General features: G+C 68.2%; 15 protein-coding genes. 12 read left to right on the forward strand and 3 right to left on the reverse strand.

All coding sequences use genetic code 11. The features are described 5' to 3' along the window. The first annotated feature begins 52 nt into the window (after positions 1 to 52). From Q8K49_RS12620 to Q8K49_RS12630, 3 genes are all read left to right on the forward strand, one after another. Complete coding sequence (locus tag Q8K49_RS12620) at positions 53 to 391, forward strand: DUF1491 family protein (RefSeq protein ID WP_305306428.1); 339 nt, start codon at positions 53 to 55, stop codon at positions 389 to 391. Positions 392 to 521: 130 nt separating this feature from the next. After that, positions 522 to 902: a hypothetical protein gene (locus Q8K49_RS12625; protein WP_305306429.1), complete on the forward strand. Its 381-nt coding sequence runs from the start codon at positions 522 to 524 to the stop codon at positions 900 to 902. Positions 903 to 1,025: 123 nt separating this feature from the next. Beyond that, complete coding sequence (locus Q8K49_RS12630; protein ID WP_305306430.1) at positions 1,026 to 2,657, forward strand: peptide chain release factor 3; 1,632 nt, start codon at positions 1,026 to 1,028, stop codon at positions 2,655 to 2,657. Here the strand turns inward: Q8K49_RS12630 and Q8K49_RS12635 are convergent, their stop codons facing one another. Further along, entirely contained in the window at positions 2,658 to 3,830 is a 1,173-nt protein-coding gene (locus tag Q8K49_RS12635; RefSeq protein WP_305306431.1) for a Fic family protein, read from the reverse strand. Between the two features lie 59 nt (positions 3,831 to 3,889). Further along, positions 3,890 to 4,813 (reverse strand): DMT family transporter, encoded by a 924-nt coding sequence (locus tag Q8K49_RS12640; protein WP_305306432.1) that lies wholly within the window; start codon positions 4,811 to 4,813, stop codon positions 3,890 to 3,892. Positions 4,814 to 4,907: 94 nt separating this feature from the next. Here Q8K49_RS12640 and Q8K49_RS12645 point away from each other — a divergent pair, with 94 nt between their 5' ends. Further along, complete coding sequence (locus Q8K49_RS12645) at positions 4,908 to 5,747, forward strand: LysR family transcriptional regulator (protein ID WP_305306433.1); 840 nt, start codon at positions 4,908 to 4,910, stop codon at positions 5,745 to 5,747. Between the two features lie 135 nt (positions 5,748 to 5,882). Continuing rightward, positions 5,883 to 7,124 (forward strand): hypothetical protein, encoded by a 1,242-nt coding sequence (locus tag Q8K49_RS12650; RefSeq protein WP_305306434.1) that lies wholly within the window; start codon positions 5,883 to 5,885, stop codon positions 7,122 to 7,124. Here Q8K49_RS12650 and cysQ read toward each other — a convergent pair. Beyond that, positions 7,121 to 7,906: a 3'(2'),5'-bisphosphate nucleotidase CysQ gene (gene cysQ, locus Q8K49_RS12655; RefSeq protein ID WP_305306435.1), complete on the reverse strand. Its 786-nt coding sequence runs from the start codon at positions 7,904 to 7,906 to the stop codon at positions 7,121 to 7,123. The two genes, Q8K49_RS12650 and cysQ, sit on opposite strands and share 4 nt — an antisense overlap. Before the next feature lie 89 nt (positions 7,907 to 7,995). Here cysQ and chpT point away from each other — a divergent pair, with 89 nt between their 5' ends. The 7 genes from chpT (at position 7,996) to Q8K49_RS12690 (ending at position 14,853) form a co-directional block, all read left to right on the forward strand. After that, the gene (gene chpT / locus Q8K49_RS12660; protein WP_305306436.1) at positions 7,996 to 8,646 is read left to right on the forward strand and encodes a histidine phosphotransferase ChpT; all 651 of its coding nucleotides are present in this window, start codon (positions 7,996 to 7,998) and stop codon (positions 8,644 to 8,646) included. A 100-nt stretch (positions 8,647 to 8,746) separates the two neighbouring features. Beyond that, positions 8,747 to 9,118, forward strand: coding sequence for a response regulator (locus tag Q8K49_RS12665; protein ID WP_305306437.1), 372 nt, complete (start codon positions 8,747 to 8,749; stop codon positions 9,116 to 9,118). Between the two features lie 4 nt (positions 9,119 to 9,122). Next, on the forward strand, positions 9,123 to 9,938 hold the full coding sequence (locus Q8K49_RS12670) for a protein-glutamate O-methyltransferase CheR (RefSeq protein ID WP_305306438.1): 816 nt from the start codon (positions 9,123 to 9,125) through the stop codon (positions 9,936 to 9,938). Positions 9,939 to 10,287: 349 nt separating this feature from the next. Beyond that, positions 10,288 to 10,683 carry a hypothetical protein gene (locus Q8K49_RS12675; RefSeq protein WP_305306439.1) on the forward strand — a complete coding sequence of 132 codons (396 nt, stop codon included), beginning with the start codon at positions 10,288 to 10,290 and terminating at the stop codon, positions 10,681 to 10,683. 28 nt (positions 10,684 to 10,711) lie between these two features. Next, a complete protein-coding gene (locus tag Q8K49_RS12680) occupies positions 10,712 to 12,586 on the forward strand; it encodes a M20/M25/M40 family metallo-hydrolase (RefSeq protein WP_305306440.1) in 1,875 nt (624 codons plus the stop codon). A gap of 7 nt (positions 12,587 to 12,593) precedes the next feature. Further along, positions 12,594 to 13,040 carry a MaoC family dehydratase gene (locus Q8K49_RS12685; RefSeq protein WP_305306441.1) on the forward strand — a complete coding sequence of 149 codons (447 nt, stop codon included), beginning with the start codon at positions 12,594 to 12,596 and terminating at the stop codon, positions 13,038 to 13,040. 289 nt (positions 13,041 to 13,329) lie between these two features. Beyond that, positions 13,330 to 14,853, forward strand: coding sequence for a phospholipase D-like domain-containing protein (locus Q8K49_RS12690; RefSeq protein WP_305306442.1), 1,524 nt, complete (start codon positions 13,330 to 13,332; stop codon positions 14,851 to 14,853). The last annotated feature ends 160 nt before the right edge of the window (positions 14,854 to 15,013 follow it).

Genomic DNA, 15,013 nt, shown 5'->3' on the forward strand with positions numbered 1-15,013 from the left:
CGCACACTACGCAGCACGCGTTCCGGTCCGGTTTCCGAGCAGGGTTATCAAAGTGCTTCTGTCGAGCGACCTTTGGGTGTCCGCCCTGATCCGCCGCGCCGAGCTGGGGGGTGCTTTCGCCACGGTCGCGCGCAAGGGCGACGCCCGCGCCGGCACCGTCATCGTCAAGGCCTTCGACACCTCGAACCGCCGCGCCCAACTCTATAGTGAGGCCTTCGGACCCGAGGGCGAACGGCTGTGGATGCAGCCGGTCGAGAGCGAGTTCGAGAGCGAACTCGACGCCTATATCCAGCGTCAGATCGGCTACGACCCTGACCTGTGGGTGGTCGAGATCGAGGACCGCGAGGGGCGGCATTTCATTACGGAGAGGGTGGCGGGCGAGTCGTCGTGAGCGGGCCGTTAACGCCGCCGCCGGAAGTGCGAAATCCTTAACGACGTTCGGGAACGGAACCTCAAGTGGAGCCGCCTAAGGTCAGCTTCAACGGGCCGAAAACGAGCCCGGCGATGGTGGGTGTTGCTCGATGCTCTTTCTTCTCAACGACGTGGTGTTTGATCTGGACGAGGCCTGTCCGGTCACGCCCGGCGACGCGCGCCGGTTCGAGAACCTGGAGCTTGACTATGTCCTGGAACTCGGTTGCGAACTGTTCTCCGAGGATCCGCTGCTGCACCTGAATGACCCCCAGCGGGCACGCCGTCTGGCCTGGCTGATCCACGACCGGTCGCCCGAGGTGAACGCCGCCCTGTTCGCCGCCCCCGCCGCCGGCTGCGACCCCACCCTGGTCGAGCCGCAGTTCTGCGCCCTGCCCACCGCCATCATGCACCAACTGAAGGCCCGGGCCGCCAAAGGCCAGTTGAACGCCCTCGCCGCCGACCGCGCGGTGTGGATGCGCATGGCCGCTTGAGACGGCCGGATCGTCTCGCCGGCCGGCGAATGACTCCAAAGGCCGCATCTGACCGGAGGCCCTCCGCCGACGGGTGACTTTCGGCCCGGTCCGCGCTACGTCCCGCCGCCCAACGGATCGAACATGTCCAAGCTCACTCTCGAACAGGAGGCCCTGCGCCGCAGGACCTTCGCCATCATCGCGCACCCGGACGCCGGCAAGACGACGCTGACCGAGCACATCCTGCTGGCCGGCGGGGCCATCCGCGCGGCCGGCGCCGTGCGGGCGCGCGGCGAGAACCGGCGCACCCAGTCCGACTGGATGAAGATCGAGAAGGAGCGCGGCATCTCGGTCTCGGCGTCAGTGATGACGTTCGAGCACGACGGGAAGATGTTCAACCTGCTCGACACGCCGGGCCACGAGGACTTCTCCGAAGACACCTACCGCACCCTGACCGCCGCCGACTGCGCCATCATGGTGCTGGACGCCGCCAAGGGCATCGAACCGCAGACGCTGAAACTGTTCGAGGTCTGCCGCCTGCGCGACATCCCGATCATCACCTTCATCAACAAGCTGGACCGCGAGGCCCAGGACCCGATGGCCCTGCTGGACGAGATCGCGTCACGCCTGCAACTGGACCCGGCCCCGATCTGGTGGCCGGCCCAGAGCGGCAATCGCCTGCGCGGCATGGTCGAGATGGGCACCGGCCGGTTCCAGCCCTATGCCCGCAAGCCCGCCGGTTCGGCCGAGGACGTGCCCCACCCCGAGGCCCTGCCCCTGGCCGAGGCCGCCCGCTATTTCGAGGAGGGCGAGCATCAGGAGATGATGGACGCCGCTGAACTGGTCGAGGGCGGCTATCCGGCCTTCGACCGCCAGTCCTTCCTCGAAGGGCATATGACGCCGGTGCTGTGGGGTTCGGCCCTGCGCCATTTCGGCATCGACGAACTGCTGGCCGCGATCGGCGAATGGGCTCCGCCGCCCAAGATCATGAAGGCGCACAAGGCCGCCCCTGCCGGAACCCGCAACGCCGCCGAACCGGTCCCGATCACCGTCGCGCCCGGCGAGGCCGAGGTCACCGGCTTCGTCTTCAAGGTCCAGGCCAATATGGACCCCAACCACCGCGACCGCATCGCCATGTTCCGCATGGCTTCGGGCAAATTCACCCGCGGCATGAAGCTGAAGGTCCAGAACACCGGCAAACAGCTGTCGGTGAACGCCCCGATCATGTTCTTCGCCTCGGACCGCGAACTGGCTGAGGACGCCTTCGCCGGCGACGTCATCGGCATCCCCAATCACGGCGTCCTGCGCGTCGGCGACAGCCTGTCCGAGACCGGCCTGATCCGTTTCGCCGGCCTGCCTAATTTCGCCCCCGAAATCCTCCAACGCGTCCGGGTCAAGGATCCACTCAAGGCCAAACACCTGAAGAAGGCGCTCGACGGTCTGGCCGAAGAGGGCGTGACCCAACTCTTCCGGCCCGAGATGGGCTCCGACTTCATCGTCGGCGCCGTCGGCCAGCTGCAGTTCGAGGTCATGGCCGACCGACTGGGCGAGGAATACGGGCTGGAGGTCCTCTTCGAACCCAGCCCCTGGGCCGAGGCCCGCTGGATCGGCGGGACGAAGGCCGATCTCGAGGACTTCATGGGCAAATATCGCGGCCAGATGGCGCGGGACATCGACGACGACCCGGTGTTCCTCGCCAAGTCGAGCTGGGAGACGGGCTATGTGATGGAGCGGTTCCCCAGCGTGGCGTTCACGAAGACGAAGGAGCGGGGCTGATCACAGCTCGCGGAACAGAGCGATATAGTTTTCGTACACGAAGATGCGGTTGCGTTGCTGGCCCGTCGCTTCCTTGAGGATGCCAAGCCGTTCCATGTCCCACACTATGGTGTTGGCGTTCGCGTAGCTGACGCCGAGCATCCTGACAGCCTCGTTTACCTCGATGTATGGGTCGCGATAGAGTCGCTCGAGGAGCCGGATCGCCTTGCCTGCCCGCGCGCCCATTTCATTCACGATGGCGTCGCGATGCGCTTCCCGGAGAGTGAGGATGCTTTTCGCGAGACGGGCCGCGTCCAGCGCGGCCTCCGCCACGCAGTCCAGAAAGAAGACGAGCCACTCTTCCCACGCCCCGTGGTCGCGAACTGCCTGGAGGCGCTGATAGTACTCTTGACGGCGCTTCTTCAGGGTCAATGACACATAGAGAACCGGCTTGCTCAGAATCGACCGCTCGCAAAGTAGGAAGGTGATCAGCAGCCGTCCCAACCGACCATTGCCATCGACGAATGGATGGATGGTTTCGAACTGGGCATGGGCGAGCCCGACCTGAACCAGCAGCGGCAATTCTGTTGGCTCGTGCAGGAAGTTTTCCAGTGCACCGATCTGATCAGGCACCGTCTCGGGGGGTGGCGGCACGAACACGGCGTCGGACAACGTCGCCCCGGCCGCACCGATCCAATTCTGGGTGGTGCGAAATGCGCCCGGCGTGGCGTGTTCACCCCGAACGCCCGTCATCAGGATCTCGTGGATTTCCCTTAGCAACCGAGCCGATAGTGGCAGCTGAGCCAATCGGGCGATGCCAAAGTTGAGCGCCGCTGTATAGTTGATGACCTCATTTACATCCCCCAGAGGCTTGTCGCCACGCAATCTGGCTTCTGCAGCGACGAGGTCATCAAGCGAGGCCTGTGTCCCTTCGATCTGACTGGAAAGCACGGCTTCCCGCCGAACATACATGGCTGTGAACAGTTCGGGATGCGGCAGGGTCTCCACCGCGCCGTCAAGGCGGCCAAGCGCGAGATCGGCTCGGCTGAGTGACGTTGTGACCGGTCCCTTCAGATCAAGGTCCGATGGAGGAAGGGTTTCCGGAATGAAGGCGCTATAGCCCCTTGTCTGTCGGACATACCGCCCGGCTCGCCGGCTTCGCCCCCGTGCGCCGCTATTTTCAGAAATGCTCATAGCTTCGCATCACTCGCTCCATATTATTCGATTCGTATAATATGGAAGCTGGGCCGTTGCTATGTTTTTAGTTTGTCTAATAGCGATCGCGCCGCCCGCATCCGCGCCAGCTGCACATACAGCACCCCCACCCCGGCCAGCGTCAGACCCGCCACCTGCGTCGCCGTCAGCCGCTCGCCGAGGAACAGCACCGCCAGCACGGCGATCTGGATCAGCATGGTGTTGTTGATCAGGCTGGCCTCAAGCGCGCTGAGCACGGCTTGGGCGCGGTTCCACAGCCAGAAGGCCAGGGCGGTGTTGGCGACCGCCAGCCAGCCGACGATCAGCCAGCCGGGCAGGGTAATCTCGGGCCAGCCCTGAACCGCGATGCCGGTGGTCAGCAGGGCTGCGGCGCCCGCGGCCATGCTGAGGGCGGTGATCAGCGAGGGCGGGAGACCAGGGTCGCGATTGACCTTGCGGCCCAGCAGCGTCTGCCCCGCATTGGCCAGCACCCCGACCGTGCCGATGATGAGGCCGAGGCTCGCGCCGACGGGCAGGGCCTTCGATTCGAAATACAGGCCCGCGCCGCCGAGGAAGACGGCGATGCCCAGAATCTCCCGCCAGCCGATGCGTTCGCCCAGCAGGACCGCGCCGAGCACGGCGACCAGCGCCGGGGTGAAGGTCAGCATCAGGCTGAGGGTCGTCGCCGGCAGATACGAAAGGGCCAGGAATTGCGCCGCCTGGGTGACGCCGTACTGGAGCAGGCCGAAGCCGATCAGCAGGCCCCACTCGCGCCGCCCGCACCCGACCAGGGCCCGGCGGTTGGCCGGAGTCAGGATGATCGGCGACAACAGCAAGGCGGCCAGGGCGTAGCGCAGGCCCGCGAACGGCAGGGGGGCGATATCGACCAGCCCCCATTTGATCAACACCCAGGACGACGACCACAGGGCGGTCACGAACAGGGCGACGAACACGGCGGACAGATGGGCTCGGCCTGGGGTCACGGTCATGCACCGGCGAAATGCCCGGCTTGCGGGCCGCCGCCTAACGACTTATCCGGCGTCATTCGTGAGTTTTTCGCACATGACAACGCCCGCCATGCCCCTGAAAGCCCTGCACGCCTTCGACGCTGTGATGCGGCTGGGCGGCGTGGGACGGGCGGCCGAGCAGCTGGGCGTGACCCACGGCGCGGTCAGTCGTCAGATCGGCCTGTTGCAGCGGACCTTGGGCCAGCCCCTGTTCGAGGGACCCCGCAACGCCCGCCGGCCGACGGCGGAGGCCGAGCGGCTGTGGAGCGAGATCGCGCCGGCCTTCGCGGCGCTGGAGGCGGCCGTGGCCCAACGCGGCGGCGGTCGGCGGCGGGTCCGGGTGTCCTGCCTGTCGACCTTGGCGGCGCGCTGGCTGATTCCGCGCCTGCCGGGTTTTGCCACGGCGGCGCCGGAGACCACGATCGAACTTACCGAATCCTATGCCGCGCTGGACCGGACCCTGTGCGGGGCCGACCTGGCCATCCGCATGTGGACGCCCGGTGCGCCGGTTCCCGAAGGGCTGGAGGCTGTCGCCTTCATGGACAATACGATCGGCCTGGTCGTCGCCCGCGGCGCCAGGACGCCGGGCGCCCGGCTCGTCTCGCGGTCGCATCCGGGGGCCTGGACCAGTTGGTCAGCCCTGACGGGGCAGGTCGTCACCAGGGGCGCCGTGGTGGAGTTCGATCACCAACAGACCATGATCGAGGCGGCCGTGGCGGGTCTCGGCGCCGCCGTGGCGCAGCATCCGCTGGTCGAGGCCGAGCTCGCCGCCGGGCGACTGGACGCGCCACACGGCTTCGTCGCAGACGGCGCCGTCTTCGCGGCTTTCAGCCGGACCCACGACCTGAACCCGGCCGCGCGCCGGTTTCTCCGCTGGCTGCGCGCACAGGGCGGATCACGAGCGTATTGAGCGGCTTCCTGCGGCGCTCGTCCGCGCATGTGTCGCACAACAAGGCCGAACCTCCGGCGCGGCGTCGCGTTTGCTAGTCACGACCCAAGGGACGCGTATTGGTCCCGAAGCGGGACGACCGGAGCGCCAGCCCCCATGTTCGAATTCGGCCGGGATTTACGGAAGCTGTTCGAAAAGGCGCGCGAGAGCGACGACCTCGGCTGGCTGGAGCTGGTCGGCGCGGACCTGGTCGCGGCCGAGGCCCAATCGCTCGGCATCGACGCCGGTCGGATCTCCTGCGCCCATCCCTTTGATACGTGGATGCGGGCCTCGGCCCTGTGGCGCGAGCATGCCCGGCGGTCCGGACGCCGGACCAGCCTGGACCGCGCGGCGGCGGCGGCCTCGGACGCGGCAAGGCACACGGCCACGCCCGACCAGACCGCGGTGGCGGCGATCGAGTCCGGCGAGATTCACCTGTTGCGCTTCGACTTGTTCGGCGGCCCCGAGAAACTGACCGCGGCCGTGGCTGACGTTCAGTCGCTGACGGCGAACCGTCCGGCCACGCGTTCTGCTGCGGCGGCCTTGCACGCCCGGTTGACGGCGCGGCGGGCTCGGCTATCCGGCGAGCCGGCGGCCATGCTGGACGCAGCCGCCCTGCTGGATGCCGCCCTGCATGGGGCCACGGCCCTGCCGCCCACCGTCGGCGACGATCTGAGGCTGGATCGGGCGGCCTTGGGGCTGGAAGCCGGGGTGGCGCGCCGCGACGGGCGGCTGCTGGATCAGGCCGGGCGTGACCTGCGGGCGCTGGTCGAAACCGCCTCGCCGGACTACCGGCCCCTGACCCGGGCCCGCGCCTTGGCCCTTGCCGGCGCCGGGCTGATGGCGCTGGCGCGTCTGGCGAAAGACGAGACCGCCACGGCCCAGGGTCAGGCCCTGTTCGCCGCCGCCGCCGATCAGTTCACCCCCGACCACAGCCCGCTGGACTGGGTGGCCGTACAGCTCGCCCCGGCCGACACCGACACGCCGCTGGCGCGTCTGACCCAGGCCGAGACCCTGACCCGTGAGCCGGGCCTGATTTTGGGCGCGCTTGCCCGTGAAAGGCGGCTGGCGGCCGAGACGGCCCTTGCCGAGGCCATGGGCGATGTCGAAAGCCTGACCGGGCTGGAAGCTGTCGTGCGGCGCGGTCTGGCCGAGTCTGCGGGCGCCCAGCCGCTGGAGTGGGTCGCTGACCAGATCGGCATGGCCCATCTGGCCCTGGCCAAGGCGCGTCTGACGGCGACCGAACCCCGCGCCGTCGGCATGATGCTGGCCGAGGCCATGGAGACCGCCCGCGAATGGGGCGCTCCGGCGCTGGTTCAGCGCGCCGCCCTGTTGCAGCTGCAGGCGGTTGCGGCCTAGCCTCCCAGCGCCACGAACCCGCCGTTGCCGAAACCCGGCTTGCCGTAGCGCAGCGGCTGGCCGTCCTCGGCCATGACGCGGCCGCCGGCGGCTTCCAGCACCGCCTGACCCGCCGCCGTGTCCCATTCCGAGGTCGGGCCGGTGCGCGGATAGGCGTCGAACCGTCCCTCGGCGATCAGGCAGAATTTCAGCGACGAATCGGTCCCTTGCCACTGGACGCAGCCGTGGCGCGAAGCCAGCCGCTCTGCCTCCGCGTCTGTCATCGAGTGGCTCATCACCGCCATGGGCGAAGCGGGCCGGTTGCGCACCTTGATCGCCTGCCAGGTCTCGCCGAAGCGACGACGGAAAGCCCCGCCGCCCGGCGCGGCGCTGCGCCAGGTGGTGGCGGTCGCGGGCGCCGTCACCACGCCCGCGACCGGCGCGCCCTTGTGGATCAGGGCGATGTTGACGGTGAAGCTCTCGCGCCCCTCGACGAAGCCGCGGGTTCCGTCCAGCGGATCAATGAGCCAGAACCAGTCATCGGCTGACGCCGGCGCGCCGTCGGCGGCGACGGCCTCTTCCGCTACGGTCTGGACGCCGGGATAAAGGGCCTCCAGCCGCGCCAGGATCAGGGCTTCGGCCTCGCGGTCGGCCTGGGTCACGGGGCTGTCGTCGGCCTTGGACTCCGCCACCACGCCATTGCGCCAAAACGGCAGGATCACGCGCGCGGCGTCCTCGGCGAGATCAGCGAGGGCCTCGGTCAGTGCGCCGGACGCGAGGTCGGCGATCAGTCGTTTGCTCATGCCGCCCGATTAGAGCATCGGACCGGTTTCGCGAACCGGCAAATCAGGTCAGCGTCCGGCCAGTTTCCGACTGTTGCGCGCAAGGCCCGATGACCGACACCGCCTCCCCCCTCCCCGACGGCCAGGCCCTGGCTGCGTTGATCGCCGGCAAACTGTGCCACGACTTCATCAGCCCGGCCGGCGCGATCAGTTCGGGCCTCGACCTGCTGAAAGACCCCACGGCCCAGGACATGCGCGACGACGCCATGGGGCTGATCGAGGCCAGCGCCAAAAAGATGGTGGCTCTGGTCGCCTTCGCCCGCGTGGCCTTCGGCGCGGCGACCTCGGCCGAGAGGTTCTCGGGCGCCGAACTGGGCGGACTGGTCTCCGGCCTGACCGAGGGCGGGCGGGCGACGCTGGAGTGGAAGGCGGAAGACGCCAGCTATTCCAAGGCCCAGTCGCGGGCGCTGGTGAACCTCGCGTATTTGACGATGGCCGCCCTCCCGTCCGGCGGCGTGGCGACCGTTGTGACGCGAACCGACGGCGCCGGACTGGTCATTGAGGGTCGGGCCGAGGGCGCCCGCGCCCGCCTCAAGGGCGAAGCCGTCGCCGGACTGGCGGGTCTGCCGCTCGGTGAAGGCCTGTCCGGCCAGTGGATCCAGCCTTACTGGCTGTGGCTGACCGCCCATGACGCGGGCGGATCGCTGGATGTAGAGGCCGAGGAAGGGCGGGTCGTACTGACGGCCCACATGCCTAACTGAGGCTTAAGCCGGTTTCCCAAGGACTCGTTAACCGGCTCGGGCCGAATATGTGGCCCATGCACACGCGGGCGTTGCGCGGCTTTGTTTCGGAACCCGGATCTTGACCCCCAGAACCTGTCTGATCGTCGATGACAGCCGGATCATCCGCAAGGTGGCGCGCCGAATCGTCGAGGGGCTCGGGTTCGAGGTCGATGAAGCCGCCGACGGGGCCGAAGCCCTGGCCTTCTGCGGCGGGGTGATTCCAGAAGTCATCCTGCTGGACTGGTCGATGCCGGTGATGGACGGCATGACCTTCCTGCGCCGCCTGCGCGCCCTGCCCGGCGGCCTGGCCCCCAAGGTTCTGTTCTGCACCATCGAGACCCGCGCCGAACGCATCGCCGAGGCGTTGTCCGCCGGGGCGGACGACTATGTGATGAAGCCTTTTGACGGCGAAATCCTGACCTCGAAATTCGCTGAAGTGGGGGCCGTCTGACCCCATGAGCCCCGAGGACTTCGATCGCCTGCAATCGCTGATGGCCTCGCGCGCGGGCTTTCGGCTGACCCGCGACCGGATGAAGCTGGCCGAGCATCGGCTGGGTCCGGTGGCCCGGCGGGAGGGATTCGACACCGCCGACGCCATGCTGGCGTCGCTGTGGGCCAAGCCTGTCGCGAGCCTGGGCTGGGCGGTGATTGAGGCCCTGCTGAATCCGGAAACATGGTTCCGGCGCGACCGGGTCAGTTTCGACACCTTCGGCAAGGAACTGCTGCCCGCGCTCGGCAAGGCCCGGGGCGGCCAGCCCGTCAAGGTCTGGTCCGCCGGCTGTTCGACCGGCCAGGAAGCGTGGTCGCTGGCCATCGCCGCCCAGGAGGCCGGCGTCGCCGTCGAGATCGTCGCCACCGACCTGTCGCAGCGCGCGCTTGAGAAGGCCCGTTCCGGCGCCTACACCGGCTTTGAAATCCAGCGCGGCCTCAAGGCCGAGACCATGTTGCGCTGTTTTGATCAGGCCGAGGAGGCCTGGATCGCCAGGGCCGAGCTGCGGGCCATGGTCCATTTCGCCCGCGCCAATCTGGTCGACGCCCCGACGGACGCTCACCAGTTCGACATCATCTTCTGTCGTCATGTTCTCGGCGATGCCGATCCGGCCCGACGCGGCGAGATGTTCGACAATCTGGAACGACGGCTGGTCGATGACGGCTGCCTGTTCCTGGGCCCTGACGAGCAGCCGGAAAACGACAGCATCGCCTTCCGCCCGGTCGCTGGTCGCAAGGGCCTGTTCGTCAAGTCTCCCGCGGCGTTGAGACGGGTGGCGTAGGGGCCCCATTCCGCCGCCTTACTCGCGTACGCCGTCCGACACAGCAACGAACAACGCCCTCAATGGTTATTAACCTCACCGGAGGGTCCGGCTGGGGAGGCTGGATTGATTGTGCGCCGCTACAAGGGCCGCGGCAGGACTGCCGTCAGCCAGGAACCCCGAAAAGGCCGGGGCTGGATTTACCGGCTGTTCATGGCGTGGTTCGCAAAGGGGCGGCGGGTCCGGCTCTAGCCGGAGCCGCCGGTTCGACGCTGATGGCGCCCAAGGAAATCGTTCTCGATGCCGCTACCGGAACGCGAGCGCAGGTCGTCGGGGCCCAGTGCGGCGTTCCAGCCGGGACACGAGGCGCGTGAGAGACAGCAAGCCGGACATTCCGTTTCCCGATCGGGTCGCCCGGATCTGGGGCGGCCTCAACGAGATCGTGCGGACCGAGGGAGATGCCGAGGTCGCGGTGGCCGAGTTCTTTCAGGTGTCGCCGGAGGAACTGCGTTCCTGGCGCCTGGCCGAGGGCCGTCACCGCTGTCCCGGCGTCACCACGAGGGGACACGGCTGCCGGAACTACGCCTCTGCCGTGATCGACTATGATCCACGCACCTGGGCGTCTCGCGACCCGGTCTTTTGTCCGGCCCATATGAAGTCGGAGCACGCGCCGGCGACTGAACCCACGGGTTCGCCCGCGCCTGCCCCGCAGACCACCGGCCGAAACCCGGCGCCCGAGGATGACGCGAGCGTCACAGCCCGCTAGCCTGTCCTTTCATCGGGGAGGATTGATCATGCGGCTGCTCTGGCTGGTGGGCTCATTGGCGCTCGCGCTGCTGATCGCGGTGCTGACCTTGCAGGTCCCGGCGCCGGCCGGAATCGACGCCCCCGCCACGGCCTTCTCCGCCAGCCGGGCCATGGCCGACGTCCGTGAGATCGCCCGCCGCCCCCACCCCGTCGGTTCGGCTGACCATGCGCGGGTCCGGGCCGTGCTGCTGCAACGGATGGAGGCGCTGGGTCTGCAGACCTCGACCCAGACCGGCCCCCTTTCGCCCGCGGCGGTGCGCCGGCTTGAGCGTGAAGGCGGCTCCGCGACCGGGGTCGAGCTGACCAACCTCATTGGCGTCCTGCCCGGACGCGACCCGCGCCTGCCCGCCGTCGCCCTGATGGCCCACTATGACACCGTGCCGGATTCCGCCGGCGCGGCGGACGACACGACGGGCGTGGCCGCCATCCTCGAGGCCGTCCGCGCCATCCGCGCCCGCGGCCCGGCCGACCGCACCCTGGTCGTCCTGCTGACTGACGGCGAGGAGCTGAACCTGGACGGCGCCCGCGCCTTCTGGGGCGGCCACCCCTTGCGCGACCGCATCGGCGCGGTGGTCAATCTGGAAGCGCGCGGCGGCGGCGGCCGGGCCATGATGTTCGAGACCGGGCGGGGCAATGCCGGGACCATCGGCCTGTTCGCCCGCGCCGGCGCCCGCGCGACCGGCGGCGTCTCGTCCAATTCGCTGGCGGTGTTCGTCTATGAGGCCATGCCCAACGGCACCGACTTCACCATCCCCAAGGACCGCGGCGTCCAGGGGATCAACCTCGCCTTCATCGGCCGCCCGGAACAGTATCACGCCGCCGTCTCGACCCCCGACGCGCTCGATCAGGGCAGCGTCCAGCATATCGGATCGCAGACGCTTGAGACGGCGGATGCCCTGCTGCGCGCGCCCGCCCTGCCCACCGCGACCGCCAATCTGGTCTATGCCGACCTGTTCGGTCGTGTCGTCGTCGGCCATCCGCCGGTCATGGGATGGGCCCTGCTGGGGCTGGCCTTCCTCGGGCTCGGCCTCGCCGTCTGGCGCGCCAGATCCCACGCGGGCCTGACCTTTCCCGACATCGGACGCGGGGCGATCGACGGGCTGTGGTTCCTTTCGACAGGGCTGGTTCTGACCCAGCTCGTGCGCCTGATGGCCGGGCCGATGTCGGGCCGCGCCGAGAGCGCCGACGCCTATTACACCCTGCTGGCCCGGCTGCCGTGGATGGAGGCCGGCGTGGCCCTGACCGTGCTGGCTGTCGTCCTCGCCCTGCTGGGCGGCCGGACGCGCGTGGATCGCCGCATCGTCGCGGGCGCCATCGCCGCCGCCGCCGTTCTGGCCCTGATCCTCGGCGGGGTGAACCTCATCGTCATCGGCGCAGCGGTCGTCGCCGTCGGCCTGTCGCTGGTCCCCGGCTTCGCGGCCCGTTCGACCTGGGGCGGCTGGACGGGGCTGATCGGCCTGATCCTGATCCTCGCCACGGCGGCCCAGGCCGCCGCGCCCGAGGCGGCCTTCCTGTTCGTCTGGACCGGCCTGCTGGCCGCCGTCATCGCCGCCGTCGCCGCCTTCCTCGACCCCGGCCTGACCCGTCCCGGCTCCCTGGCCCCGGCCGCGGTGGCCGCCGTGCTGGGCGGCGCCTGGATCATGGGTCAGGCCCACACCGTCTTCCTCGGCATCGGCATGGATATGCCGGGGGTGCTGGTCCTGCTCGGCCTGCTGGTGCTGATGCTGGTCCGGCCGCTCAGTCCGGAGCAGGGTCTGGCGCGGCCTCTGCTGGTCGCGGCGGCGGCGGCCCTGATCCTCGGCGCCGGCCTGTCGGTCGCGGCCCAGGTCATGGAGCCGATGGTCGATGCGAGCACGGCCTGACCCGACGATGACCACACCCCTCTATCTCGAAGACCTCCACATCGGACAGACCTTCGTCAGCGACCCGGTCACCGTGACGGCCGACCAGATCAAGGCCTTCGCCCGCGAGTTCGACCCCCAGCCCTTCCATCTCGACGAAGACGCCGCCCGCGACACCCTGTTCCAGGGCCTGGCCGCCAGCGGCTGGCACACGGCGGCTCTGACCATGAAGCTGCTGGTGCAGTGTTTCCCGCTGGCCGGTGGCCTCGTCGGCGCCGGCGGCGAGACGACCTGGCCGCGCCCGACCCGACCTGGCGACTCCTTGGCCCTCCACGTCGAGGTGCTGGAGATCACCCCGTCCCGCTCCCGCCCCGACCGCGGCATGATCCGCACCCGTACCGAGACCCGCAACCAGCACGGCGAGACGGTTCAGGTCTCGACGGTGCGTATCGTGGCGTGGCGGCGGGGGGCCTGAGCCTGAACGCCGGCTGCTGATTGAGCGGAGCGCGATCCCATCCGAACCGTTGCCGACATGTCAGGCAGGTCGGCCTGCAGCTGGCGAGTACCTGCCGGATCCCGGCTCGAACCGCAGACTGATTGGAAGCGTGCCGGAATGATCCGCTCCGGACCCATACGTTTCGTACAAGGGGTCCCATTTGCACGACGAGATCAGGCGGAGAGGGAACGCGACTGGAAGCTCAGCAGTTGTGGCGTCGGAGCCGTCGGCCGTATGACGCGGCCACACGCACTTCGGGGATCTCACAATGCTGTTATACGAGGGGACCACTTGCTGGCGCGTCGGGGTCGCCCCGCGCGCGGCCTTCCTGCTCGATATGGCTGACTACTTCCTGGCGGCCAGGGACGCCATGTCCAAAGCCAGGCGCTCGATCCACTTGCTGAACTGGGCGTTTGATCCCGATACCCTGTTCGACCCCGAGCCGGGCTGCACGGGGCCAGACGCCGACCGCTTTGGCGCCTTCCTGAAGGAACTGGCTGGCAGCCGACCAGAATTGGATGTGCGCGTGCTGTGCTGGAAGTCGCCCATGCCCATAGCCGCGACCCAGGACTTCTTTCCACTCAAGGCGCGCAAATGCTTCGCGGGCACGCCGGTAAAGTTCGTGCTCGACGGCGCCTTGCCGCTGGGCGCCTCGCATCACCAGAAGGTCATTGTCATCGACGATGCGGTCGCGTTCTGTGGCGGCGGCGACATCGGCCCCGACCGCTGGGACACGCCTGATCATCTCGACAACAATCCGCGCCGCGAGAAAACCTCTCACGATAACAAGTGCTTCGATTCACGCCACGAGGTGATGACGGTGGTTGACGGCGCGCCCGCTCGCGCCTTGGGGCAGTTGTTTCGCGATCGCTGGCTACGGGCCACCAACGAGACCTTGCCTGAACCTGACGTCCTCCCGCCCTCGGCCTGGCCAGCCTCCGTAAAGCCTGACTTTCGTCAGGTCTCCGTGGGTTTGTCACGCAGCGTGGCGGCGTGGCGGCAGGTCAAGCAGGTACGGGAAAGCGAGGCGCTCTATCTGACGTCAATCGCGGCGGCAAAGCGCTGCATTTATATGGAGAACCAATACCTCACCTCCCCGATCATGGCCGAGGCCCTTGCGGCGCGCCTGGCCGAGCCGAAGGGCCCGGAGATCATCCTGATTTCGACCCAACATTCGCCCAGCTATTTCGACCAGATGACCATGGATCGCACCCGGTCGGTGTTTCTCAAGCGACTACAGGACGCCGACAAGTACGGCCGCTTTCATGCCTACAGCCCGATCACCGCCCTGGGCCACACGATCATTGTCCACGCCAAGATGGCCATCATCGACGACGTGCTGTTGCGCGTCGGATCGAGCAACCTGAATAATCGGTCGTTCGGCTTTGACACGGAATGTGATTTGTCGATCGAGACGCCGCGCGGCGCCCGCGGAGCTGCGCAGCGGTCGCGCATTCTGGATATTCGAACCCGCATCATCGCCCATTGGTTCGGCTGTGACGACCGTGTCGTCCAGGCGGCCCTCCACAAAGCAGGTCGGGTCGGTTCTGCCATCGAGTCGCTGCGTCTGGCTGGTTACTGCCGCCTGCGACCGTTGGCGCCAACCCCCATTGGGCCAATGGCCACCTTTATCGCGACCTTCCACATCGGAGACCCGATAACGCCGCACGACTCATGGCGACCCTGGACCCGGCGGGCGCGCCTGAAGGCGGCCCTCGCAGCGGCGGCCCGCAAGGTCCAGCGCGCTGGCCTGCCGACGCCGCCGAGGCGGCTCAGCAAAAAGTCGATCTAACAGCAGCGTCTGCTAGCCACCCCTAGGTCCAATCGACATTCAGGGATTCCCGGATCGCCGGATGCGTGATTCATAGGTCTCCGCTTTGGCGGAGGTCTGAGATGGGTGTGAAGCGATACGAACTGGACGAGGCGCAGTGGGCTCGTATCGAGCCGCTATT

Origin of the sequence: Brevundimonas sp. (assembly GCF_030682035.1) — a bacterium.
Taxonomy (GTDB): Bacteria; Pseudomonadota; Alphaproteobacteria; order Caulobacterales; family Caulobacteraceae; genus Brevundimonas.

Coding starts and splice junctions, on each gene's coding strand:
- chpT (WP_305306436.1), top strand. CDS start 7,996: ATGACCGACACCGCCTCCCCCCTCCCCGACGGCCAGGCCCTGGCTGCG.
- Q8K49_RS12670 (WP_305306438.1), top strand. CDS start 9,123: ATGAGCCCCGAGGACTTCGATCGCCTGCAATCGCTGATGGCCTCGCGC.
- Q8K49_RS12680 (WP_305306440.1), top strand. CDS start 10,712: ATGCGGCTGCTCTGGCTGGTGGGCTCATTGGCGCTCGCGCTGCTGATC.
- Q8K49_RS12650 (WP_305306434.1), top strand. CDS start 5,883: ATGTTCGAATTCGGCCGGGATTTACGGAAGCTGTTCGAAAAGGCGCGC.
- cysQ (WP_305306435.1), bottom strand. CDS start 7,906: ATGAGCAAACGACTGATCGCCGACCTCGCGTCCGGCGCACTGACCGAG.
- Q8K49_RS12630 (WP_305306430.1), top strand. CDS start 1,026: ATGTCCAAGCTCACTCTCGAACAGGAGGCCCTGCGCCGCAGGACCTTC.
- Q8K49_RS12690 (WP_305306442.1), top strand. CDS start 13,330: ATGCTGTTATACGAGGGGACCACTTGCTGGCGCGTCGGGGTCGCCCCG.
- Q8K49_RS12685 (WP_305306441.1), top strand. CDS start 12,594: ATGACCACACCCCTCTATCTCGAAGACCTCCACATCGGACAGACCTTC.
- Q8K49_RS12645 (WP_305306433.1), top strand. CDS start 4,908: ATGCCCCTGAAAGCCCTGCACGCCTTCGACGCTGTGATGCGGCTGGGC.
- Q8K49_RS12635 (WP_305306431.1), bottom strand. CDS start 3,830: ATGAGCATTTCTGAAAATAGCGGCGCACGGGGGCGAAGCCGGCGAGCC.
- Q8K49_RS12625 (WP_305306429.1), top strand. CDS start 522: ATGCTCTTTCTTCTCAACGACGTGGTGTTTGATCTGGACGAGGCCTGT.